This is a genomic window from Sphingobacterium sp. Mn56C, assembly GCF_049319645.1.
Lineage (GTDB): Bacteria > Bacteroidota > Bacteroidia > Sphingobacteriales > Sphingobacteriaceae > Sphingobacterium.
In genome coordinates, this window is sequence record NZ_JBMOUC010000003.1 from 59,359 (window position 1) to 83,770 (window position 24,412).

General features: G+C 40.7%; 17 protein-coding genes. 11 read left to right on the forward strand and 6 right to left on the reverse strand.

The window, feature by feature from the left end:
- Positions 1-63 precede the first annotated feature (63 nt).
- Both ACL9RF_RS09945 and ACL9RF_RS09950 read left to right on the forward strand, forming a co-directional pair.
- Positions 64-4,899, forward strand: a complete 4,836-nt coding sequence (locus ACL9RF_RS09945) for a DNA repair ATPase (RefSeq protein ID WP_422800474.1) — start codon at positions 64-66, stop codon at positions 4,897-4,899.
- Positions 4,900-4,985: 86 nt separating this feature from the next.
- Positions 4,986-7,376 (forward strand): hypothetical protein, encoded by a 2,391-nt coding sequence (locus ACL9RF_RS09950; RefSeq protein WP_422800475.1) that lies wholly within the window; start codon positions 4,986-4,988, stop codon positions 7,374-7,376.
- 72 nt (positions 7,377-7,448) lie between these two features.
- Here the strand turns inward: ACL9RF_RS09950 and ACL9RF_RS09955 are convergent, their stop codons facing one another.
- Positions 7,449-8,900, reverse strand: coding sequence for a TPM domain-containing protein (locus ACL9RF_RS09955; protein ID WP_422800752.1), 1,452 nt, complete (start codon positions 8,898-8,900; stop codon positions 7,449-7,451).
- Between the two features lie 242 nt (positions 8,901-9,142).
- On the opposite strand from ACL9RF_RS09955, the gene ACL9RF_RS09960 reads away from it, so the two are divergent.
- Positions 9,143-10,636 carry a catalase gene (locus ACL9RF_RS09960; RefSeq protein ID WP_422800476.1) on the forward strand — a complete coding sequence of 498 codons (1,494 nt, stop codon included), beginning with the start codon at positions 9,143-9,145 and terminating at the stop codon, positions 10,634-10,636.
- Positions 10,637-11,074: 438 nt separating this feature from the next.
- The gene (locus ACL9RF_RS09965; RefSeq protein WP_422800477.1) at positions 11,075-12,247 is read left to right on the forward strand and encodes a trans-sulfuration enzyme family protein; all 1,173 of its coding nucleotides are present in this window, start codon (positions 11,075-11,077) and stop codon (positions 12,245-12,247) included.
- Between the two features lie 325 nt (positions 12,248-12,572).
- Here the strand turns inward: ACL9RF_RS09965 and ACL9RF_RS09970 are convergent, their stop codons facing one another.
- A complete protein-coding gene (locus tag ACL9RF_RS09970; protein ID WP_422800478.1) occupies positions 12,573-13,139 on the reverse strand; it encodes a hypothetical protein in 567 nt (188 codons plus the stop codon).
- Positions 13,140-13,204: 65 nt separating this feature from the next.
- Between ACL9RF_RS09970 and ACL9RF_RS09975 the strand changes: the two genes are divergently transcribed.
- From ACL9RF_RS09975 to ACL9RF_RS09985, 3 genes are read left to right on the forward strand one after another with little or no spacing between them, the layout of a single operon-like run.
- Entirely contained in the window at positions 13,205-13,516 is a 312-nt protein-coding gene (locus ACL9RF_RS09975) for a hypothetical protein (RefSeq protein WP_422800479.1), read from the forward strand.
- Between the two features lie 35 nt (positions 13,517-13,551).
- A complete protein-coding gene (locus ACL9RF_RS09980; protein WP_422800480.1) occupies positions 13,552-14,487 on the forward strand; it encodes a lysylphosphatidylglycerol synthase transmembrane domain-containing protein in 936 nt (311 codons plus the stop codon).
- Positions 14,480-15,190 (forward strand): SDR family NAD(P)-dependent oxidoreductase, encoded by a 711-nt coding sequence (locus ACL9RF_RS09985; protein WP_422800481.1) that lies wholly within the window; start codon positions 14,480-14,482, stop codon positions 15,188-15,190. The genes ACL9RF_RS09980 and ACL9RF_RS09985 overlap by 8 nt, the downstream gene beginning before the upstream one ends.
- A 132-nt stretch (positions 15,191-15,322) precedes the next feature.
- Here the strand turns inward: ACL9RF_RS09985 and ACL9RF_RS09990 are convergent, their stop codons facing one another.
- A complete protein-coding gene (locus ACL9RF_RS09990) occupies positions 15,323-16,693 on the reverse strand; it encodes an alpha/beta hydrolase family protein (protein ID WP_422800482.1) in 1,371 nt (456 codons plus the stop codon).
- 190 nt (positions 16,694-16,883) lie between these two features.
- Between ACL9RF_RS09990 and ACL9RF_RS09995 the strand changes: the two genes are divergently transcribed.
- Positions 16,884-17,621, forward strand: coding sequence for a lysophospholipid acyltransferase family protein (locus tag ACL9RF_RS09995; RefSeq protein WP_422800483.1), 738 nt, complete (start codon positions 16,884-16,886; stop codon positions 17,619-17,621).
- Here ACL9RF_RS09995 and ACL9RF_RS10000 read toward each other — a convergent pair.
- A complete protein-coding gene (locus ACL9RF_RS10000) occupies positions 17,618-18,748 on the reverse strand; it encodes a glycosyltransferase (protein ID WP_422800484.1) in 1,131 nt (376 codons plus the stop codon). The two genes, ACL9RF_RS09995 and ACL9RF_RS10000, sit on opposite strands and share 4 nt — an antisense overlap.
- Positions 18,732-19,706: a hypothetical protein gene (locus tag ACL9RF_RS10005; RefSeq protein ID WP_422800485.1), complete on the reverse strand. Its 975-nt coding sequence runs from the start codon at positions 19,704-19,706 to the stop codon at positions 18,732-18,734. Before ACL9RF_RS10005 ends, ACL9RF_RS10000 begins: the two co-directional genes overlap by 17 nt.
- Positions 19,707-19,803: 97 nt before the next feature.
- Here ACL9RF_RS10005 and ruvC point away from each other — a divergent pair, with 97 nt between their 5' ends.
- Positions 19,804-20,367, forward strand: coding sequence for a crossover junction endodeoxyribonuclease RuvC (ruvC, locus tag ACL9RF_RS10010; RefSeq protein WP_422800486.1), 564 nt, complete (start codon positions 19,804-19,806; stop codon positions 20,365-20,367).
- Here the strand turns inward: ruvC and ACL9RF_RS10015 are convergent.
- Positions 20,364-21,407 carry a hypothetical protein gene (locus ACL9RF_RS10015; RefSeq protein WP_422800487.1) on the reverse strand — a complete coding sequence of 348 codons (1,044 nt, stop codon included), beginning with the start codon at positions 21,405-21,407 and terminating at the stop codon, positions 20,364-20,366. The two genes, ruvC and ACL9RF_RS10015, sit on opposite strands and share 4 nt — an antisense overlap.
- 426 nt (positions 21,408-21,833) lie before the next feature.
- Between ACL9RF_RS10015 and ACL9RF_RS10020 the strand changes: the two genes are divergently transcribed.
- Together ACL9RF_RS10020 and mutL are read left to right on the forward strand one after the other, a co-directional pair.
- Positions 21,834-22,304, forward strand: a complete 471-nt coding sequence (locus ACL9RF_RS10020; protein ID WP_422800488.1) for an Lrp/AsnC ligand binding domain-containing protein — start codon at positions 21,834-21,836, stop codon at positions 22,302-22,304.
- A 112-nt stretch (positions 22,305-22,416) separates the two neighbouring features.
- The gene (gene mutL, locus ACL9RF_RS10025; protein ID WP_422800489.1) at positions 22,417-24,399 is read left to right on the forward strand and encodes a DNA mismatch repair endonuclease MutL; all 1,983 of its coding nucleotides are present in this window, start codon (positions 22,417-22,419) and stop codon (positions 24,397-24,399) included.
- The last annotated feature ends 13 nt before the right edge of the window (positions 24,400-24,412 follow it).

Genomic DNA, 24,412 nt, shown 5'->3' on the forward strand with positions numbered 1-24,412 from the left:
AACAATGGGGAGCAGCCTCCTCATTGTTATTAAGCAATAACTATTGTTTAATAACAACCGTATATGAAAGAAACGACACAAAACAAGGAAAATACTTTAGATACTGGCGCTTATGAAATTATCCGTAAACGCTTGCAGTCGCAAAAGGAGGAGCTCACCAAAAAACTCCATCAGCTAAATGATGCACGTAAGCGTGTTTTTAATGCCACCAGCTTTTCTTTAAAGGCCAATCAACGGATTACAACCGATAACAATTGTGTAGCACGGGGGATTATTGCGTTAGACCAACTTTGTATTTTTGGGTATAATGTACACTTTGGCTTGCGCACAGAGATTAAGTTGGAGGATGTTTTTAGTATTTATACTTTTGAAAATAACCAATTTACGCCGCAACCGCTTGACTTATTACAGGATCCTAACTTTATAAACGATTATCAAAATCTTTACAAGTATTACCGGGATGCTATATTCTCCAAATTTCGCAGAACGGAGAACTACTTGTATATGATCTTCCAGACGAGTAAAAATACGGATGATCTTAAGGCCTTTAAATGGCTTATCCGCGATGGTAAACTCCTCTACCAGGATGACCGCAGCATACATGAGGTAAAAGCTCCGCCGCAGTTTGCATTTGACTGGACAAAAACTACGCTCGAAGATCGACGTTTGGGAAAATACCCACATATATCGATTCAGGATAAGGTATTTATCGAGGCTATACATGGTGATATTACCTTCAAAATTGAAGATAATACCGATACTGGTAAAGGTATTTATAGCGAAAAAGTGTTCAATACAGACCAGCAGCTTGATGATGCGGATTACTTTTATGCTGACCTTGGGAATCTGTTGGCGGTACGCATAAAACCCTACCAGGAGGAGTTTAGGGCTTATATTTTTAACCAAAGAACCAAGGAGGTTGTAAACCTTAAATCCTTAAATCAATCGGCAATAGTATTACCTGATAACCAGGGGATAATTTTTTCGGATGGTTATTACCTGCAAAATGGCACCTACAAGCTGTTTGACAGCCCGGTAGAAAATGCAGCATTCTTGCGTAGTGTTGCTTCGCCGAATGGGGAGGACTTCTTGTATATCTTTACCCATGCGGAAAGTAATACGTATATCTTAATGTCGTACAATATCATCCAACAGACGGTAGAAACTCCGATAATATGTAATGGTTTTACGGTATTTGTAGATGGATCATTAATTTATTTCCGTACGGAGGCTGAAGCAACGCGTCATCACCAGGTGCAGATCTGGGATACACCCTATATGCTGGAGCTTCAAGAAAATAGTGACCGACAGGATGACCCGGTGTATAAGGTTGGCAACAAGCAGATTGTTCAGGCTATGGCTGAGGTGCAGGAGGTTATACAGCTTATCCAAAAAGAAGATAGTTACGAAGGTTTGTATGAGGATATTTTAAAAAAATCCACTTCTTTACTGGACAGCTATTTCTGGATTAACGACCCTGCCCTACTGCAACTTGGAGCGCCTCTGGCGCAGGTGCAGGAGGTGGCAAATACGGCTATAGACGAATTTGTAAAGGTGCAGGCGCAACGTAAACATGCCGCTGATATTCTCTTGGAAGTAGAGAAAAAGGTGAGCAGCCTTTTATTTTCCATAAACAGCACCGTCGTTACTGATCTAGACCAACTGGTCCATCAGCTTGCCAACACAAGACGCTTGCAGGGGGAATTATTAGATCTCAAAAATGTACGGTATGTCCAAGAAGAACAGGTTGATATTTTGCTGGAAAAGCTGGCTACCCTAGCGGACGAGCTGGCCGAAAAGACCATAACTTTCCTTTTACGCGAGGAGGCTTTGCAGACTTATGAGCATAGGGTAAATAAACAAAAAGCAGAGGTCGAAAATATTAAAAAGGCTTTTGATGCCAAAATTATTGAAGATAATAACAGCGAAATATCCCGGGAACTGGAATTACTAATCGATATATTAAATAGCCTTAAAATTGAGGATACCACACAGACTACAAAAATCGTGGCCAAGATATCGGTTATCTTCTCTTCCTTAAATGAGGTGCGCGCACAACTCACCCGAAAACTGAATACCTTACGTAGCCATGAAGCTACAGCCGAATTTGCGGCTCAACTGACACTATTGGAGCAGTCGGTAACAAACTACTTGGAGCTGTCGGGTACAGCAGAAAAACTGGATGAATATTACACAAAAATAATTGTTCAGCTGGAGGAGCTGGAAAGCAAGTTTTCGGAATTTGATGACTTTGCCTTAAAAATAGCGGACAAAAGGGATGAGGTGATTAAGGCTTTCAACTTGCGCAGGGAGCTTATGGTAACGCAAATCAATAAGCGTACAGCTTCTCTGGAGCAGATTGGTCTGCGGGTGCTTAAAAATGTAGAAAATAAGGCAAAAGCATACACAACGCGGGAGGAAATTTTAAGCTTTTATATGACGGACTTAATGATTGATAAAATCCGCCATTTAATCGCTGATTTAAGATCTTTGCAGGATGTCTCTAAAGCTGAGAACTTAGAAAATCTCCTTAAAAAATCGCAAGAGGATGCCTTACGTATACTACGCGATAAAACGGAGCTTTTTGCCGATGGCGAGAATAGTATTGCGCTGGGTAAACATAAGTTCGCTGTAAACCACCAAAACTTAAGCCTTACGCTGGTGCGTAGGCAGCAGGATTTGTATTTCCACCTTACGGGTACGAGCTTTTATAAACAAGTTAAAAATGCCGAAATTCTGGCTTTTACTGATATTTGGGATCAAGAAATTGTTTCGGAAAACGATACGGTGTACCGAGCTGAATATTTGGCGTATAAAACGTTCGTGGCCGGCCAGGGAGACCCTGGTTTTGATGCGGCTGAATACATCAGCAAAACTGTTGAACAGCAGTATAGCGAAGGATATATCAAGGGGGTTCATAACTTCGATGCCTTACAAATTTATGAGGCTTTAACTACACTCGACCAAAAATTGGATTTACTGCGTTATAGCATTGAACTACGCAATGCTGCGCAGCTGTTCTGGCATGACCTTGCAGCGGATGCCTGCAATCGGTTATCGGCATTAATTCAATCGACGGAGGCAGTACGCAAAGTTTTCCCCAATACCAATAGGTATGATTCTACATTGAACGAAATTATAGCGCAGTTTAAGGTTTGGGAAACGACACTGGATAAGGAGCTGATCGACGGTTACAGCTTAGCTTCTTATGTATTTAAAACGCTTAGCCAGTACAATTCTTTTGTTCGAAGTGAACATGCAGATCGGTTGAAGCAAGACTTTTCTCGGGCCTTAGCGGAGAAAAAGAAATGGAAGGAGTTTGCGGAGTTGTTAGACAATATCCATTTCTCCTTAACGGATAGGTTTTATTTGGTTTCAAACTGGGTAAATGCGTACGTCGATGCAAACCCTGCGGAGGAAAAATTCAGAAAATATGCGGATGAAACGGCTATAGCATTACTATTTCCCGATGACCCGCAAAAGCTGATCTTTGGCAAGGATAGCGTTACCCTTATGCAGCTTAAAGGTAACCACCCTATTTTAGATAACGGTACCCTGCATATGCAATACCATATTTTTATTCAAAAAATGGAACACTTTACACAGGTAAATGTTCCCCGTTTTGAGTCCTTTAGCAGCCTTAAGGATCAACTGAACAAGGCTTATGAAAAGGAGCTTAAAATTCATGATTTTGAACCCAAGGTGTTGACGTCCTTTGTGCGTAATAAACTAATCAACGAGGTTTATTTTCCACTAATAGGCAACAACCTAGCCAAACAGCTTGGGGCTGCTGGCGATACCAAACGCACAGCAAGGATGGGTATGCTGTTGCTAATATCGCCTCCGGGATATGGGAAAACAACGCTTATGGAATATTTAGCCAAAACCATGGGTTTGCATTTTGTGAAGATAAATGGCCCTACCATTGGGCATACCATAACCTCTATAGACCCTATAGAGGCTAAAACCTCGGGCGAAAGGGAGGAACTCAAAAAGATAAACCTGAGTTTTGAAATGGCGGATAATGTGATGTTATACTTGGATGATATACAGCATTTGAATGCCGAGTTTCTACAAAAATTTATATCGCTGGCGGATGGGCAACGTAAAATTGATGGGATATTTGATGGGGAGAGTAAAACCTATGATCTCCGCGGAAAACGTTTCTGTATTGTGATGGCCGGAAACCCGTATACCGAAAGTGGTGCCAAATTTCAAATTCCTGATATGTTGGCAAATCGTGCTGATGTTTATAATTTAGGGGATGTAATCGGAGATACGGAACAGCTTTTTAACCTCAGCCTTATCGAAAATGCAGCCATCGAAAATCCGTACCTCGAAAAGATTGCCAGCAAATCATTTACAGATTTCTATGCGCTTATCGAATATGTAGAATCCAAACAGGAACAGCTGCCTGATTTGGAAGGAAATTATCTTAAGCAGGAGGTCGACGATTTTATCGCTGTCTTGCAACAGCTGCTAAAAATCCGTGATGTGGTGGTTAAAGTAAACCGTAACTATATTCAAAGTGCTGCTATGCAGGATAGTTACCGTACCGAACCGCCTTTTAAAATGCAGGGCTCCTACCGGAATATGAGTAAGCTGGTGGGGCAGCTGGTGCCGATGATGAACGATAAGGAGATCGATAATGTTATTAAAGCGCACTATGAGGGGGAATCGCAGACATTAACTGCCGACACGGAAAGCAATCTCTTAAAATTGAAGGAATTGGCTGGATTATTAACAGCGGAGGAACAACAGCGCTGGGATGTTATTAAAAATATTTTTCGGAAAAATAATAGACATGGCGGCCTCGACAAAGACGATAAGGTGTTTGCGCAATTGCTTGAATTTAATGAAAATTTGGAAGGTATAATTCATGCTATTAAAAGCCAGTAGATATGTAAAACAATTTTTATTTTTTTAAGGTGCCTGTATTTTGGGCACCTTCTTTGCTTTATAGGATCTTTAACCCTGTTAATCCCATGAAAATACAAGCCCCCCTTATCGCTATACTGATACTCCTGTCGTTTGCCAACAGCAACGCCCAAGACACGCTTTATTTCGATAACGATTGGCAGGAGAGCAACCGTAATAATTATGCCTTTTTCCGGCCTTTGCCGCTTAAAAAAGTCGGCGACTTGCTACTGATACAGGATTTTTATAAAAATGGAAACCGCCAGATGCAGGGCTATGTTTTGGCCAGCAACCCCAATACGTATGTGGGGGATGTGTATTGGTACGATGAAAACGGTATAGATGAATCGACAAAACAAATCACAAACCCGAGTAATACGAAGGTGTTGACTTATTATTACCCGGATGGCATGCCCTGGAAAAAAATAACCTACGATGCGAACGGTAGAAAAAAGAATATTGCCGTTTTTTTTAAGGATAGAACCCTAGCGCAAGGGCAGTGTCTGGATTATAATGCCTTTTCTGGTACATTTATTAACCAATTGCCCAATAATTTTTACGAGGAAGCTCGGTTGAAGTCGGATTCGGATTCGGATACGGAGTCTATACGTCCTGTAGCGGCTGTAAAAATTGAAGCACAAGTCACCCCGGATAAAACTGCGGCCCCGCCTGTTACGCAATTTAGGGTGCTTACGTATTGGGATAATGGTCATCTGGCTCAAGAGGATGGCTATGGCAGTCGGAATGGCTACAACAGTGAATTGATAAGCCAAAAGATTTATGATCGTAACGGAAAACTTTTAAAAAACCTGCAGGTCGACCGTTCCCAGGATAAGGGCCGATATTTTAGCTGTAGCTACTACAGCAAAAATGGCCTTGCTGTGCAGCGTAAAGATAGCGTCAGTTACCAGGGATACCAAAGGGAGGGTATTAGCCGGTCATATGCGTTAGACGGTACACTGCTTGCCGAAAACACCTACAAGGCGGGTAAACCTTTTGAGGGAACTTTCCGTATCGAGCGCGGCATTATAACCGAGTTTACCCTTATTAATGGGCAGAAAACGGGGACGGAGGTAAGCTGGTCTGGCGACAAAAAGACGGTTGTTGCTACCGGAACTTATAAAGATGGGTTGCCGTGGGAAGGTTCCTTTTTTGAAAACGAGGAAAACTTGTGTATCTATAGCTATAGCCAAGGTAAACTGCAGGGTACACAGAAAGTTTTTAGCAACTATGCACTAACGGATATGATCCAGGAATATGAAACCACGGAGGGGCTAAAGAATGGATATGATAAGCTATACAAAAATGGAAAGTTGTTATATACTTGCCTTTATAAAAACGATAAACCTGTAGAGGGGGTTTCTATTCAAGGAAAAAATCGTTTGACGTATAACAAAGGTGATCTTGTGCTAAAGGAGGAATTTACGGATGATTCCTTCGCACATATTATCGTTTCCAGTAGGTATGCTGACCAGGAGCTACAGGATATTAGTTATTTTAATTTTAGTATTGAAGATCAGAAGCAGGTCGTCTATACAGGAACCTATAAAAATGGTAAGCCTTTTCATGGCTTCTTTAAAACAAAATCTCTTATCGACGACATCCGTATTATTGCTTATTACGAAAATGGAATCCTAAAAAAGGAGTATTCTTTTGATCTGATCGAACAGCTGGATGACTACCATTTCTATACCTACAATCTAACGACAGTTTATGAGGGTAACCGACCAATAACAGGACCTGTCTATGTTAGCCCCAATAGAAACAGCTATTTAACAACTTACTACCAGGATGGTATTCCTACAAAATTGGAATTCAATATTTTTGCCATGCATTACTTTAACCGTATTAGCTTTATCGGTTCTGCAGATGAACTGCGTATCACCGAAATACAATCGCCGGTAGAGATCCGCGTGAAAATGGGTGGCAGCATAGATTCTATTACCGTATATAAGGAAAACCAGGTATTTATACCTGCGGTACCGATGCTCCACACCACGATAGGTACCCCAAAATCGGCGACGTTTTATTACTTGGAAAACGATACTGTTAAAACCTATTCGATAAACCTGAGTGATATGGATAAGGATTGGGGAGGAAACGGTTTTCTGCAGGGCTTGTATCTTTCGCTACAAAATCTGAAGGTCAAAACCACAGCCGATATTATTTCCTTTTATTCCCAGGCATTTACGCAGGATGAGCGTAAACTTAATGACCTACTGAAATCCGACCTGGCCTTTCCATTTAAGGAGGTTAATTTCCTAGGCCGCGTACGTTACGACGAACAGGGAAAGATAAGCGAAGGTGTGCAAGTGAATCCGCAGAAAAATGGCAACATTGATGTATTGATCATTAGGGACAACAAAACTATTAAGTCGCATACCTTTACTTCTATTGCCGACCTGACCGCAAATAATAAAGCGGTGCTAACAGCGCTTGAACGTGCGCTGTTCGACTAATACGGCTAGGTGCCCGTACTGCAGGCATGGAAAAAACAATGCCTGCAGCGAGGGTATAAAAATCTGCTCCGGTTACCAGCGACCTCCGGCACCACCGCCACCTGAAGAACCGCCACCAAAACTCCCCCTGCTACTGCTTGATCCGCCGCTACTGCTGCTGCCTCCGCTACTGGATCCTGTACTGCGGCTTTTGGTGGCAATAGTATAGAAATTAAGGTGTAGAAAATAAGCGCAGTATGCACAACTGTCAAAACTTTCTCCTTCCCCGGTAGCGGTATAGGTTGCCGATCGGATGGTTCTATTTTGGTTGTGTATTACTGTATAAAACGAGCACTTCGGGCATATGGAATAGCCTGTTTTTTTATCCCAAGGAATACAACGTACCTCTCCCGTTTGGGTGTTCTTCCAGATCTCATAGCGTAAGCTTTTTATACTTTCCTCCTTCTGCTGCCCTTTATTGAGATAGGTCTTTGGCCTGGCGGCAGCATTGGAACGATTTAATCGCTGCCATCCAGGATGGGTATCGGGGGCATCAAAACGGCCTTTATTTCTTTTTAGCCGCTTAGTTATACTATACCAATCTATCCAGGATAAAGGGGTCAATAGTATGGGCAAATACATTCGACGAAGGTACTTCCGTAAGGTAGTATCGATATCTTCCTCATCTTTATAGGCATCGAGTATCAACATCCTCCCCTCTGTAATTTTCATCGTCATAATTAGGGTAACCTGCAGGTAGATAAAATAAGGGATATGCTTCCGCTGGTATACCTCCTCCAGATTATGGAATATAAAAACAAATACAAATAGACTCAGGAATATCAACAGCAGCATGCAACAAATACCATAAAAAAATGAAGTAAATACCTGGGGCTTTTTCTTTCTAGCTTTTACAAGATTTGCCGTAACACGATGGATGTAGCTGTATACAGCAAAAAATAATAGAACGACTAATATGCTGTGGCGTAGTGCCGGATTGTGGATGCTCCATAGGGGTGCCGAATTGGACATCATGGCCGTTAACTCGGTTCGGGTATGCGGCGATTTTAATTGTTCTTCAATATAATGTACCGCATCTAACAAGCCTTTATCGTAGTCGCTTTTGCGGAAATTTGGTACCAGATAGGTCTCCCCTACTCGTTTTAAATAAGCATCTGGCAACATTGCCTCCATACCATAACCTGTGACAAAACGGTACGACCGCCTATCCTTAGCCACAAATAACAAAAGCCCATTGTTCGTCTCTTTTTTCCCTATGCCCCAGGTATTGAATACCGCTAAAGCGAATTCAAAAATATCGGCTCCTTCAAAATTATTGACTACAACAACCGCAAATTCCGCCTGCGTACTTTCGTCGATGTGCTGCAATATCGAATCTAATTCCATAACGGTTGCTGCCGACAGATTGTGGTCCGGATCACTGACCCAGTATTTTTGTCCTTTTACTTTGGGTGATGGAATGTCTGCTACCGAATATTGCGCATAGCTATAGAGGTTATGTGTTAGTATAATAAGTAGCAGCAGTAGTTTTTTCTCATCCTTTAAATAGTAGTGCTAAAACTAAGAAATATATTTAGCTAATAGCTGCTGCTGCTTGAATAATTTTCACCTACCCTGTTATAAACTTATTGATATTACATAGATCTCAGACTATAGGTTTAAACTATATCGCATCAGCTTTAACGATAAGCAAGGGCTTATTTTTTACGCTATTTTTGAAACAATAGTTAAAGAAATTGTATTTATAAATTATAAAGATATAAGCTATGGAAGAGAACAAAAAGAAAATTACAACGGCCTCTGGCGCTCCTGTACCCTATTATCAGGACTCTTTGACGGCGGGACCTAGAGGGCCGATTTTACTGCAGGATTTTTTCTTACACGAAACCTTATCGCATTTCAATAGAGAGCGTATTCCGGAAAGAATTGTACATGCCAAAGGTTCTGGCGCTTATGGTACATTTACTGTAACACAAGATGTAACAAAATATACGCGTGCCAAATTTTTAAATGAAATCGGTAAACAAACGCGGATTTTCATCCGCTTTTCTACGGTTGGTGGAGAGAAGGGCTCCGCAGACTCTGAACGCGACCCACGTGGGTTTGCGCTTAAATTTTATACGGAGGATGGCAACTACGACCTGGTTGGGAATAATACGCCTGTCTTTTTTATCAAGGACCCCCGTAAGTTTGTCGATTTTATACATACACAAAAAAGAGATCCCGAAACTAACCTTAAATCGCCTACGATGATGTGGGACTTCTGGTCGCTAAATCCCGAGTCTTTGCATCAGGTTACCATACTGATGTCGGATCGGGGCACACCCTTTGGTTTCCGACATATGCATGGGTATGGATCGCATACATTTTCAATGATTAACGATAAAAATGAAAAGGTTTTCGTGAAATATCATTTCCGAACTGAGCAGGGGATTAAAAACCTTACTGGCCCCGAAGCGGATGATATGCGTGCTAAAGATATGGATTATGCCCAACGGGATTTATTTGATGCTATTGATAGGGGCGATTTTCCGAAATGGAAACTTTTTATTCAGGTAATGACCGAAGAGCAGACAAAAACCTTTAAATGGAACCCTTTTGATCTTACTAAGGTATGGTCGCAAAAAGACTATCCTTTACTTGAAGTTGGGGTGCTCGAGCTCAATGAGAACCCGGATAATTATTTTGCGCATGTGGAGCAGGCGGCATTCGCACCTGCGCATGTGGTAGATGGTATATCCTTCTCGCCAGATAAGATGTTACAAGGGCGGATTCTTTCGTACCCGGATGCACAGCGTTATAGATTGGGGGGAAACTACGAGCAGATTCCTGTAAACAGATGCCCTTTTATGGTAAATAACTACCAGAGGGATGGGCAGATGCGTGTAGATGGTAATGCTGGTAATCTGCCAAACTATTTCCCAAACTCGTTCGACAATAACCGCGAAGCGCGCGAATATGCCGAACCGGCGATGCATCTGGATAGTATTATCGCAGACCATTATGATAGAAATGAAAACGACGATGACCATTATACACAGCCCGGTGATTTGTATCGTTTGTTGGATATGGAACAGAAACAACATTTGATTAACAATATCGTTGCTGCCATGTCGGGTATTGAGGGGCCGAAAAAAGACGAAATAAGTATGCGGCAGTTATGCCATTGGTTTAGAGCAGATATGAACCTGGGCTTAGGTGTTGCCAAGGGTCTGGGGCTTTCTATGGATACGTTAGCGGAACATATGCCTCGGCAGTAATACCAAAATTTGGCCGTCTATTTGGACGGCCAATTTTTGGTTATGACAGGCCTAGAAATGGGAGAGCCGTCTTCAGTTTTGTGCAGCGCGGTGCCCCCTCGTGAATTTACTACGCTACGCCTTGTCAGAGACACCATTCCCGCTGTTCACTGGCCTTACCGCGTCAAAAAAAAATACCACTACACTTTCCTCTTTCCAAGGTTTACAAGCTCCATACAACTCCTTAGTAAGGTAAAGGATTTTCCAAAACTTGATGTTAAAACAACAATATTAGGTCATTTTCCTTTCCCACCAAATAACAAATAAAAACTTACCCGAAAAAGCATTATATAATTTTTTAAACGCCTTTTCTTTAATCGTCAAGGATCTTAAAATGAAAGCGCTAAAGATGCATATTTGGCAAAATATTAATAAAACAATTCTTTAACTTTGCCTATCATGAAAGAAGATCAATCCCGAATTATACGCGAACAGGCTCCCCGCTCAGCAACTAGAGAGCACTCTGTACCATTATATTTAACATCAAGTTTTATTTTTGATAGTGCCGAACAAGGAAGGGCTATCTTTGCCGAAGAAGAAGAGGGCATGGTGTATTCTAGGTATGCCAACCCCAATACCAGTGAGTTTATTAATCGCGTATGCACAATGGAAGGTGCTGAAGCAGGCTTGTCCTTTGCATCGGGTATGGCTGCCGTCTTTGCTTCCTTTGCAGGTTTCATTCAAAATGGCGACCATATTGTTTCTAGCCGTGCGATTTTTGGCTCTACGCATCAGCTATTAACCCAGCTATTTCCACGCTGGGGGGTAACACACACGTATGTAGATGCTGCCGATGTTGATATTTGGGAAAATGCCATTCAAGAAAATACGAAAATTATATTTTTAGAGTCGCCATCCAATCCGGGTTTAGCCTTATACGATTTGGAACAGTTGGGTAGACTCAAGGAGAAGTATCCGCATATTATTTTTGCTATAGACAACTGTTTTGCTACACCGTACCTGCAAAAGCCCTTACAGTATGGGTTCGATTTATCGATTCATTCGGCCACAAAATATATGGATGGTCAGGGACGTGTGTTGGGGGGTATTATTGTCGGCAAAAAAGAGCTTATAGATAAATTAATGTTCTTTATACGGCATACCGGCCCTGCAATGTCGCCATTTAACGCTTGGGTGTTATCTAAAAGCTTAGAAACACTGGGGCTACGTATGGACAGGCATTGTTCGAACGCATTGGCATTGGCCGAAGCATTGGAAAAACATACGGAAATAATTCAGGTTATCTATCCTTTCCTCCCTTCTCATCCACAGTATGAACTGGCGAAAAAACAAATGAAAGCTGGCGGTGGGATTGTTACCTTCGAAGTAAATGGCGGACAAGAACGGGCTTTTAGATTTATCGACCACCTGGAAATGATACGTTATACCTCAAATTTAGGCGATTCTAGATCGATCGCTACGCACCCGGGGTCTACTACACACTCAAAATTGTCGGAACAGGAAAGAGTAAACCTGGGTATTAAACCTGGCACGATACGCCTTTCGGTAGGTTTGGAAGATAAGGAAGATATTATTAAAGATATTATACAGGCTTTAGAGGCTACTAAATAATAATAGTTAGGACCTAATACTGCTGTTGAAACTTATAAAGCAAATAAAGAAGTGGGGCCTTATAGTATAGGAGCCCCACTTCTTTATTAACTTCATCCTTGTAATAAACAGGAGGCCTTAGAAAGGTGTTATTAAAAGCCCTCTTGCAGTGCGCATAACCTCGCCTACACCAAATGGTATAGGTAGGTTTAGCCATCCATAGTTGCCAGTTTAGCATAACAAAAAATGCCACCCCAAGGGATGACATTAATATAGTAAACCTTTTTATAGCCTATACTTTCTTTAGCGCTAGTATTAGCTATACTCCTGCGTTAAAGCAGAACTATTACTTTTGAATCTTCGTAAAATTAAATACCAAATATCCGATTTTACCATTGTCCAATGGCACTTCCATTTTCATGACTAAATTTTGCTGATCTGCAAAAGAAAGGTCTAAACGATATCCGCTAGTCACATTCGATGCCTTATCACCGGCATACAACTTCTTAAATTGAAATTGGGGTTGTCCGCCAACTTTTGTGGCGTCGAAAATAGACCATACAATAGTACGTACTGCACCGTTCGCACATAGGGTTCCTGTAGCATTAAATGTAATGGTACCACGTTGATTTCCTCCCGGAAGGTTCCATTCGCTACCAATAAAACAATCTACTGGCGACTCATCAAAAATATTCTTAATCGTGTACGTATTTGGAATATCTTCACGTGTCACCGAGTTCAATACCCAAGCACCTTTAACGCCTGCGCGCCATTGGGATGCCGAAGGCCCTGAAGCAGCTGTTGTTGACGACGAACCTCCAGATGTTGAAGTTCCCTTTTTCTGCGCACCACAAGATGCGGCAAGTAAAATCACTGTAAAAAGTGTTAATAAGGATAGGATACGTTTATGCATGATATAAATATTAATTATTCTAAGATGTATATTTGCAAATATACAAAACTAGATATCTTTTAGCGATGACAACCAAAAATCATACCATAAGTAAAATTGTAGCGAAATCATTCGTCCGATTGTTACTGCTTGTTTTAGCATTTTCGGTTTACCTTTACTTTGGTAAAAAAGACTTGGCAAGTGCTTCCTTATATTTTCCTAATCCTTGGACCCTTGCGTTTCCTTTTTTATTGTTTGTTTTAGTTGTGGTATTGCTTATACTAACCCTACGGAAGAAATACCAGGAGACAGATATAAATTGGTTATTTTCTTTATCTGCAATATTTTTTATTGCCTATATCGTATTGCTCTATAGTCGTATTTACCCTGCAATATAGGATAAATATGTACTTTTACACCTTTATAAAATACGATGGATAAAAATAAGGCATTTGTTATAGGGAAAAATATTTTTAAAATTATCGTAACCCTAGCTGCAATATATTGGGTATCGCAGAAAATACAGTTCAATGACATCAAAAATGCCATTGTCCATTCGAATTGGTTGTATCTATTTTTGGCACTATTGTCGTATATCTTAAGCCAGATGATAGCATCGTCGCGCTTAAATAGCTTTTTCAAAACCATAAAACTTAAGCTTTCTGAACAGTATAACCTCAAGCTTTATGCTTTGGGTCTTATTTATAATTTCTTCCTTCCTGGCGGTATTGGTGGCGATGCCTATAAGGTTTATTTCCTAAAACGTAAACATCAGGTATCGACAAAACAGCTACTCAGTGCAGTGTTTTTTGATCGTTTAAGTGGTTTATGGGCATTAGCAATTGTTTCCTGCGCACTGATAATCTTTATGCCGCGCTTCGCGATCCCGAACTACCTTACTATGGCGGGTGCCATTATAGGTACAGCATCGTACGTATCCATCTTGTATTTATTTTTTAGACCCTTTGCGAAACGTTTTTTACAAACGCATTTTAAGGCTTTGGTGGTACAGGGCTTACAGATACTGAGTGCAATTTTTATATTGTATGCCTTAGGGCATGAGGATAAGTTTTCACCTTATTTATTGACGTTTTTGCTCTCGTCGGTTGCAGCAATAATACCATCTGTGGGTGGCGCTATAGGTGTCCGCGATGCCTTTGCCGCTATGATGGCTACTTATTTAAAAATCGATGAACACCTGATGGTAGCGGTAACACTTATATTTTATACCCTTACCCTCATCACCTCGCTTCCGGGCTTATATTTTATTTTTAGACCCTCGGCATTGGGTGAAGATAAACTGCCTTCTGCTGCTGAGGTGGAGAGCGAATTTGATAATGAAACTGTAGAAGAAGAAAAATATGGCTAATATTATTATTACCGGTGCCAGCAGTGGCATAGGTTTTGAAACCGTGCTGGATTTAACCGCAAATAAAGACAATCAGGTTATTGCCTTAGCGCGGTCAGCAGATAAACTGCGTAAACTACATGAAATTGCTTCGTCTTTAAACCACGATGGCGGACAGCTGTTTCCGGCACAATTTGATATTGTATACGACAATTATACCGAAGGATTATTGCCTTTTGTAAAGTCGAAGTTTGATAAGGTTGATATCCTGATCAACAATGCGGGGGCATTAGTAAACAAACCCTTCTTAGCGACTTCCTCCGAGGAGTTTGCCCATATGCTGCAAACGAATATTTTAGGCCATGTCAATATGATTCGACATATCGCCCCTTTAATGACTGAGGGCGGACATATCGTAAATATTGGCAGCATGGGCGGGGTACAAGGATCTACAAAATTTTCGGGCTTAAGCGCTTACTCGGCAAGTAAAGGTGCTTTAGCGGTATTGACAGAGTGTTTAGCGGAGGAATTTAAGGCGCAAAATATACAGGTAAACTGTTTAGCATTGGGCTCTTCACAGACTGAAATGTTTGAGGAGGCTTTTCCTGATTTACAAGCAGGTACGCTTGCGTTTGAAATGGGCCGTTATGTGGCGGAATTTGCGCAGAATGGACGTAAATACTATAACGGTAAAATACTACCCGTATCGAATACAACCCCTTAATAAAACCGACCTTAGGTTATACAACATATAGGTATAGATACAAAACAAAAGGAGCTCCTTTCCTACAGTAGCTCCATTTGTTTTGTATGCCTGTGTATTTGTAGAGCGCCTCTGGCTACAGTTCGCTAGGGCTTACAACCCTATTATCCACTGGGCAATATCATGCATTACTTCGGGGCTCATGGTTTCCGTAAGCTGCGAATACTCGTCTAGTGTTCCTTTTTTTGCAGACTGAAATAGGTGGTTCTTCCCGTCGTATTCTTTAAGTACAGTCTTTTCATTTTTAGGCAGCAGATCAAATAGATTTTTAAGGTTCGAATCTGCGGGCACTTGAATATCCAATGAACCGTAGGCCGCAAATACGGGAATATGGATTTTACGTATAAAAGGTTCCGGATTTATGCGCATAAAATAGCGATATGCTGGCGCCAACATGGTCATCATCTCTACCTCTACATCCGTATTAGGTTTTATGCCTGCAGAATCGACCATATTGGTCATAATAGCTTTATAAGCTTCATCAACAGGTAAATTCCCTTTTACTATAGCAAAATTTCTGGCGTTAATTTTCGCTGCTGCAGCGCGCTGCGTTTCGCTCATACCTGCGGCTTTACCAACGGCGTAGAGTTGCTGCACCATTAGTTTATCAATAGGTATCGCCGGCCCTGCCAAGGATACGATAAAAGAAAGGTGCGACAAGCCTTGCCCGGCCAATAAGTTGGCAATCAGACCTCCTTCACTATGCCCAATAATACCCACTTTATTATAATCGACCATGGGTTGGTTTACCAGAAACGTAAAGGCAGCCATAGCATCCTTACTGAAATGCTCTATCGTACTCTTTTGAAAATTACCCTCACTTTTACCAACACCGCGATCGTCGTACCGCAGCACAACGATTCCCTGCCTTGTGAGGTAATCGGCCAAAACTTTAAAGGGCTTATGCCCAAAAAACTCCTCCTCCCTATTTTGGGGCCCCGAACCGGTTATTAAGATTACTGCAGGGTGTTTTCCCCCGCCTTTCGGAAATGTTAATGTGCCTGCTAAATTCAACCCATCGATAGAATTTTTAAACGTTACCGCTAGGGTATCATACGGATACGGCAGCTGTGGCTCCTGCGGACGTGGCAGGACAGGCACCGCTGTGCTGCGCTCCGCATTGCCACGTACCAAAGTCAGTGGCAGCTGCACTGCCCCTTGGTAGAATGTCGCCTCCATCGTATCTTGTTTACGGAACATACCCTGCACACGAATGCCTCCTTGGACCGTAATAAAAATAGAATCACCCTTTATTTTTGCCGTTGCTGGAATATTAAAAACCCCCTGCTTAGGGCTACCGGCCCAGGCTTTGACACCTGCTGGAGTATCCTGCAGATGAATAACAAAAGGGAGCACACTCTCACCAAATTTCAAATCGCCTTTCCAGGCACCATCCAGCACCTGGGCATACCCCAAACATGCATGTAAAGAAAAGAAAAGAAAAAAATATAATATTCGCTTCATTGCATCCATAGATAAATGTAAAAATAATATGCAAGTCTAAAATACAAAATAAAGTTCACCGAGGATGAAAACGTATGAATATCTACACGAAAAAGACCATTCGCGAGGAACAGTAAATTAATAGCCTTTTAAATAAACTACGCTAATGCATTCGTATACTATTTACTATATTTGTAGTTTTACTGAAAGTATGAGAAAGTTATTAGGCTATATTTTAACCCCGATTTTTTACGTTTTCTTTTCAATTCCATTATTAATTTTTCATCCTATACAATGGTTATGCTTAAAATTCGGTGGTTATGCGGTTCATAAAAAAAGTGTAGATATACTTAACTTATTTTTGACCTTATCTTATTATTGCTTATTCAATACCGTCAAATTCATCGACAACAAAAACATACCCACAGATAGACCTATTATCTTTGTGGCCAACCATCAAGGTACCTTTGATATTCCACCGTTGATATTTTTTCTACGCCGATTTCACGGAAAGTTTATATCCAAAATTGAATTAGCAAAAGCTAGAATTCCGAGTATTTCATTTAATTTATTACATGGCGGGGCGGCAAATATAGACCGCAAAGACCCTAAGCAATCTATTGCTGAAATCTTGAAACTTGCCAACAATATGAAACAAAAAAACTGGTCGGCGTTTATCTTTCCTGAAGGTACACGAACAAAAACCGGAGAAATGAAAAGTTTCTCGGTGGGGGGTATTGCAACCTTATTAAAAAAGAACCCCAATGCCTTGGTTGTACCTGTTGTCATTAACGGCTCCTACCTGATGGTAAAATATGGATCTTTTCCTTTACGTCCATTTACAAAAATGTCCTGGGAGGTTTTAGATCCTATCCCTACAGAGGGATTAAATCCAGAAGAAATTGTTCATAATGCGGAGCAAATTATACGGGCAAAGGTAAAAGTTTAATTAACCTTCCTCCCCTTCCAGTCGTACTTACCGGTATTGCCTGCAATACCAATATATACCAAATAAAAGCTGTGTAATACGGTAAGTAGTGGCAAGTATTTCAATACATCTTTACGCTGTGCAAACGCTGCTATCGGCACCATAAATATAAACTCTACGGCTAGTTTTAAGCCAAAAGCCGTTAACAGCATCCAATGCAACTGGGGAAGGCTACAAATAAACACCAATAACGAGAGAATCAAAACCAGGTTAAAAAACCATATGCTCACCCCCAATGCGATGACCTTTTTATCTTTGTACTTGGTACTTTTTGAAGCCCAACGTTTACGTTGGCTAATAAAGGAAGGAAGGTCAGGTTTGGCATCCGTATAGACGATAGCCTCCCTAGCCTTGCAAAAACCTATTTTATGTGCGTAACGTGTTGCCACCTTATGCAGGAATAACTCATCATCGCCCGACGCTAAATTATCAATACCCGTAAAGCCACCCATCTCAAAAAACACCGATTTCCTATAGGCCAGATTAGCGCCATTGCAAGTTGTCGGCGACCCATTGCCTATACCTGCGGCACCAAGCCCTATCAAATACATAAACTCGGTTGTCTGCAAGGTTTCAAAGCGCGATTTTTCTTCTGAATAGACTACCGGAGCAGAGAGCAAATAGGTGTCATTACATTCGAAATACTGCACGATAGTTTTTAACCACTGTGGCCCCATGCGGCAGTCAGCATCTGTGGTAACAATAATCGCACCGGTGGCGACTTCAATTGCTTTTGTAATCGCATATTTTTTATACGAGTTCATACGCGCACCAACCTGCAACTGCAGCAGCTTGACCCCCCTATTGGCATACTGCTGCACAATCGCGGCGGTATTATCCGTAGAATGATCGTCAATAATAATTAACTCCATCAGCCCATCGGGAAAATCTTGCTGCAGTATACATTCGATCGTACGCCCGATATTTTGCTCTTCATTCCTCGCGGCAATAAGCACCGACACAGGCGTATGAACAGCCTTATTGGAGGAAAAATATGGAATAATTGCCCAGCCTCGTCGCATATAGATTACCAGCACTACATAAATACCAGCAAAAAATAGTAAGATAAAATTAAGAATTGCTATCACCTAAATAATTAACGTTCAACACAAAAAAAGAGCCTATAATAGCCGGTAAAATTAAGTTTACAAACCACACACAGGAAACAATCGCCATTACGGCTATCTCCTGGTTAGTAACATAGCTATATAAATTACCCGCTACAAAGCTGCGTACACTAAAATCAAAAATATCCAAGGAAGGTACGGCAGCCTGCACAAAGAAAAGAATAAAAATCATTAATATCATGGCTACCAGGGGGATTTCTGGTAGAATAACCAACATAAGTAGTATATATTGTGAAGTAAAAATAACAAAACGCGTAAAGGATAATAATAACACAACCCTCAACTCCCGAGGCTGGACATCCTGAAGAACGGAGAAAAAAGGTTGCACACGACGTAATAACTTTACCCGCCCCACCAAGTTGTCGACCCAATGCACATTAAAATAAAGCAATAGAAAAGCGGCTACATAAATAATAGCCAAAAGCCATACGCCAACAAGTACCGATGCAGGAGCCGCCATAAAGGTCGATACAAACCAGGCTATACTTACGGCGCCAAAGACACTGGTCAATACCAATTGAGCAAATAACCCCACCCCCATTAACACGGCACCACGCGCTCTATTTTGGGGTTGGAGCAGCAGCACACGCCCCCCGTATTCGCCAATTCGATTGGGCGTAAAGATAGCCCATGTAAGGCCGCAAAACACTGATTTTGTTGCTTTCCAGAAGGTTAATCTCTCCAGCCCTCGGCTTAAATACCGCCATTTTACAACCTCTATCAACCAATTCATAGCCATCAGCATAACAACAGCCGCCAAGGTGCTATACATAACTTGAGGCGCTATACTTTGCATCAAATCTGTGAAGGCACGCAAATTTTCTTGATTATTTACCTTATTATAGACAAAGTAAATAGCCAACCCCACAATACCCAGCTTTATACTATAATTAAGATATTTTCTTTGTTTTTTAGTCAATGTATTATGTTTCTCTACACAATTTTAAGCATATTTTAATTAAAAGCAGGCATAGCACCTTAAAAGAGCGTAAACTATTCCTTAACTTTGCCGTATTATGCAAAAGGAAAAGGCTAAGGAAAGAATTATATTAGGGATTGACCCTGGAACTGTTGTCCTCGGATACGGTATTATAAAAGAAACCGGGAAAAATATCTCCTTAGTAACCTTAGGTGTTATTAAAATGGGGCACCTCGATGACCATGGCCTTAAGCTGCAACGCATCTTTAAAAAGACCCTAGCATTGATTGAGGAATATAAACCCGACTGTGTTGCGCTTGAAGCGCCATTCTATGGCAAAAATATTCAGGTAATGCTAAAACTAGGGCGCGCTCAAGGTGTAGCGATGGCAGCAGCATTAAGTCGCGACATTCCTATTTTTGAATACTCGCCACGAAAAATTAAACAATCGGTAACGGGCAATGGTAGTGCCAGCAAGGAGCAGGTTGCTGCTATGCTTCAGAACCTATTAAAATTTAAGGAAACGCCCGAATTTTTAGATGCTACCGATGGTCTTGGCGTGGCCGTATGCCATTCTTTTCAACAGAACAGCCTTAGCCAAGGGAAGAGCTATTCCAATTGGTCGTCTTTTATTAAGGATAACCAAGACCGTATTCGCTAAAGTTGCACCTGCCGGATTACATTTTTAACATTTAACTCCACAATATCTGTCATTGTTTTACAGTCGTAATAACAGGTATTATGGTAATAATCCGCATAACCTTCCCGTAAGCGGGCAATATTCTCCTCGGTAGAGAGTTGCTGAGTCTGGGAGGCATCTCGCAGTTCTTTTATCCGATGCCGCTCGCTACGCACGCGATGTACTATGGAAGATCTTTCCTCTTGCTGGTATTGCAATACGGTTTTATCGGTTAAATGGTTCATACATAAATGTACATAAGGGTAGTTTTCTTTAAAAAATTGAGGCATATAAACCTTCGGATTTCCTTCAAAAAACTGCTGATCAAAATCTATAGCACGCAGGCGAAATTGATAATCATCGAAATCCGGCGTTATCTGTACCACAAAATTATAAGCACGCATATCGCCTAGTAAGGAAATTATACAGCGCTCGTTAAATTTCACAAACTCTTTGGCAATACGTGTTTGGTTAAAATCAGGGTTATTCAGCTGCGCTTTACTAAAAACATCACCTGGAATTCCTACAATATGCTCCTCCACAAGTGTATCACCTGCAAAAATATAATTCACTTGATTTGGCGATAATATTTCCTCCAATTCCAACCCATAAATACGAGAGGCATCCGCTCTTTTGATGTAAAAATAGTCGTAAACATCGTTTAAACGGTTAATTATACGCACACGGAAGGGTTTTGTGTTGCCAAATGCGCAGTATTCAATGCGATCGATGATTTTATGCTCGACAATACGTGTATTTCCTGACGCTTTTAACTGTGCATAGATTATTTTCAGCCCATCGTATAAATAATCTTGTATATAAGGGGGATATAATGGTGTTTCCCAATGCGTATCGACACCATATTTATCCAATACAGGAATTGTTTCCTGAAAATTTAGTAAATCAAAGTACGAAATCGGTAAACGCGCATCACGCTGATACATTTTTAAATACTTCAACAAACCCTGACCAATTGGGAAAATAGGTTTCTTGCGTGAAATTTTTACATCTTCTATCTCCATAGGAAAAATGATTTATACTGTATTTACCATAAATATAAGGATTTACAGCAAACCCGAAGGCCTTAACTTTATACAAAAATGTCAAATTTTATTTCCATTTTTTCAAAAAATAAAAATAGAATCTGATTTTTTGTTGTTATTTTTGAAAAATATTTAAGAAGCAAGACAGTTTATTTTGGTTACTATATAAACGGAAAAAGCTCTCCGGGCGGAGAACTTTTTCGCTAACCAATTATAAACCTATGTTATTTTGAGGGAAGTAACATGCTTTTTTGTAAAAAACTCAACAAAACCGGAAAATTTTCGGTTTTGTTGAAACAAAATTAATATTTTTGTAAAACAACAGCAAATATTTAAGGTTTAAATCCAAAGATTTTGCAAAAAAATAAAAAAAGCACATAAAAGTTAGTATTTTTTAATTTTTTTATGGAAAAAAACTATTCAAACTACGATTTAGATAACTTGGACGTTCAAATTTTATCCATTTTAATGGAAGACGCATCCATACCATACACAGAAATAGCAAAAAAACTTATAGTTTCCGGAGGAACTATCCATGTTCGCATGAAAAAAATGGAAGAACTGGGTATTATTCACGGATCCAACCTAATTATAAACCCGCAGAAGGTCGGTTTTGACATCACCGCATTCTTGGGGATCTATTTGGAAAAAGGATCTCAGTATTCCGACGCTGTACAACAGCTAAAAGAAATTAAAGAGGTGGTAGAATTGCACTATTGCACGGGGCAATATAGTATGTTTGCTAAAATTATCTGTCGCGATACGGCGCATTTGCGTAAGGTCCTAAACGAGGATATTCAAGGACTGAAAGGTATTCAACGCACAGAAACAATTATTTCTTTAGAAGAAAGCATTAAAAGACAAATTACTTTATAATCATAGTGTTATAGCTAGGCAACCAAAACTTGCCTAGCTATGACAAAAACTATCCCGATTATAATCCATTAGCCAAGGTACGCCTGTATTTTTTTTCGTAACTTCGCGACGTATGTCGGATATTATTCAATTACTTCCTGATGCTGTAGCCAATCAAATTGCTGCCGGAGAGGTTGTTCAACGCCCTGCTTCGGCCGTAAAAGAATTGATTGAGAATGCTATTGATGCTGGTGCAGATCGTATTAAACTTATTTTAAAAGACGCCGGAAAGACTTTACTTCAAGTCATAGACAATGGCTGTGGAATGAGTGTTACGGATGCCAGGTTATGCTTTGAAAGGCATGCTACGAGCAAAATACGTAAAGCAGAAGATCTTTTCGCTATCCGTACCATGGGGTTTCGAGGTGAAGCCATGGCATCGATTGCTGCAATTTCGCATGTTGAACTGAAAACAAAAAGACACGAGGATGAGTTGGGGACCTTGATCGAAATCGAAGGCTCTAAGCTTGTAGAGCAACGCCCCGAAGCAACGCCAAACGGAACGAGTATTGCGGTAAAAAACTTGTTTTTTAATATTCCTGCACGTCGAAACTTCCTTAAAAGTAATGCCGTTGAAATGCGACATATTATCGAGGAATTTCAACGTTTAGCTTTGGCACATCCTGAAATATTTTTCAGCTTACATAGCGATAATAATGAACTCTTTCATTTATCGCCCGGAACACTGAAGCAGCGTATTGTTCACCTGTTTGGCAATAATTATAATCAGAAGCTTGTTCCTGTGGAGGAAGATACGACAATTATCCAGATTAATGGTTTTGTAGGCAAGCCTGAATTTGCAAAGAAGACCCGCGGTGAGCAGTTCTTTTTTGTGAATAAACGTTTTATTCGCGACCCTTACCTTAATCATGCGGTAATGAACGCTTATGAGGAGATTTTGCCTGCAGAAACATTTCCGTTGTATGTATTGTTTGTTGAAATTGATCCAAGTAAGATTGATATCAATGTGCATCCTACAAAAACGGAAATTAAATACGAAGATGATAAGGCTATTTATGCGATCCTTCGTTCGGCAGTAAAGCGTTCTTTGGGCAGATATAATATCGCGCCATCCTTGGATTTTAATAACCAGGAGTCGAGTTTCAGCAATTTGATTTCTGCAAAGCCTTTGGAAGAGATTCAAGCGCCTACCATTACATTTAACCCGGACTTTAACCCTTTTGAGTCGGATGCCGACAAGTTGTATTCCAACAAAAATTCAAGGGCTGAAAGCTATAGTAAAGGTTTGGAGGGTTTGAGCGACCCGGAGGATTTAACAGGTTTGGAGGGGCTGAAAGGCTTGGAGGGGCGCAAGGAGTCTACTTTTCTGAGCAAAGGTTTTGACACCGACTTTGGAAAGAGAACAGGTATTCCACAAAATTGGGACACTTTGTACCAAATTACGGAACAAGATACAAGTGAGCAGTTAGCGTTGCATCCGGAAATAACGGAAACAAAAGAACCTACATTTTTAAAATCGGAGGTTAAAAAACAATTTTTCCAAATCCATAAGCGTTACATTGTATCGCAGATTCATTCGGGCTTTATGCTTATCGATCAACAAGCGGCACATGAGCGTATACTATTTGAACATTATTTGGAACAATTGGATAATAATAAAGGTAGCAGCCAGCAGAGTTTGTTTCCAAGTACCATAGAGCTAACAGCGGCTGATTTTGAGCTGATGAAGGATCTTGCCCCAGAATTGCAGTCTTTGGGCTTCCAGCTACGCCCATTCGGCAAAACAACGTATATCGTAGATGGTGTGCCGGCAGATTTGGGTGGCAATGTGAATGAAGCTAAGGTGGTGGAGCAATTGTTGGAGGACTTTAAACAGAATAAAGCGGAATTAAAACTTACCAAAAGAGATAATTTAGCGCGAAGTCTGGCTAAAGGAGCGGCTATTAAAGCAGGTACAGAAATGGATAATGATGCGATGTCTGAACTTATTGACCGTTTATTTGCCTGTGAATCGCCAAATTTATCGGTGTATGGTAAACCTACGATTATTACTTTTACCTTGCAGGAATTATTGGAAAAATTTGATAAGCTATAATATTTACTATATA

Excerpts from the sequence above, each read along its gene's own strand:
- ACL9RF_RS09985 (WP_422800481.1), top strand. The coding sequence starts at position 14,480 with ATGGCTAATATTATTATTACCGGTGCCAGCAGTGGCATAGGTTTTGAA.
- ACL9RF_RS09945 (WP_422800474.1), top strand. The coding sequence starts at position 64 with ATGAAAGAAACGACACAAAACAAGGAAAATACTTTAGATACTGGCGCT.
- ACL9RF_RS09970 (WP_422800478.1), bottom strand. The coding sequence starts at position 13,139 with ATGCATAAACGTATCCTATCCTTATTAACACTTTTTACAGTGATTTTA.
- ruvC (WP_422800486.1), top strand. The coding sequence starts at position 19,804 with ATGCAAAAGGAAAAGGCTAAGGAAAGAATTATATTAGGGATTGACCCT.
- ACL9RF_RS10015 (WP_422800487.1), bottom strand. The coding sequence starts at position 21,407 with ATGGAGATAGAAGATGTAAAAATTTCACGCAAGAAACCTATTTTCCCA.
- ACL9RF_RS09960 (WP_422800476.1), top strand. The coding sequence starts at position 9,143 with ATGGAAGAGAACAAAAAGAAAATTACAACGGCCTCTGGCGCTCCTGTA.
- mutL (WP_422800489.1), top strand. The coding sequence starts at position 22,417 with ATGTCGGATATTATTCAATTACTTCCTGATGCTGTAGCCAATCAAATT.
- ACL9RF_RS09980 (WP_422800480.1), top strand. The coding sequence starts at position 13,552 with ATGGATAAAAATAAGGCATTTGTTATAGGGAAAAATATTTTTAAAATT.
- ACL9RF_RS09975 (WP_422800479.1), top strand. The coding sequence starts at position 13,205 with ATGACAACCAAAAATCATACCATAAGTAAAATTGTAGCGAAATCATTC.
- ACL9RF_RS09950 (WP_422800475.1), top strand. The coding sequence starts at position 4,986 with ATGAAAATACAAGCCCCCCTTATCGCTATACTGATACTCCTGTCGTTT.
- ACL9RF_RS10020 (WP_422800488.1), top strand. The coding sequence starts at position 21,834 with ATGGAAAAAAACTATTCAAACTACGATTTAGATAACTTGGACGTTCAA.
- ACL9RF_RS09995 (WP_422800483.1), top strand. The coding sequence starts at position 16,884 with ATGAGAAAGTTATTAGGCTATATTTTAACCCCGATTTTTTACGTTTTC.
- ACL9RF_RS09965 (WP_422800477.1), top strand. The coding sequence starts at position 11,075 with ATGAAAGAAGATCAATCCCGAATTATACGCGAACAGGCTCCCCGCTCA.
- ACL9RF_RS09990 (WP_422800482.1), bottom strand. The coding sequence starts at position 16,693 with ATGAAGCGAATATTATATTTTTTTCTTTTCTTTTCTTTACATGCATGT.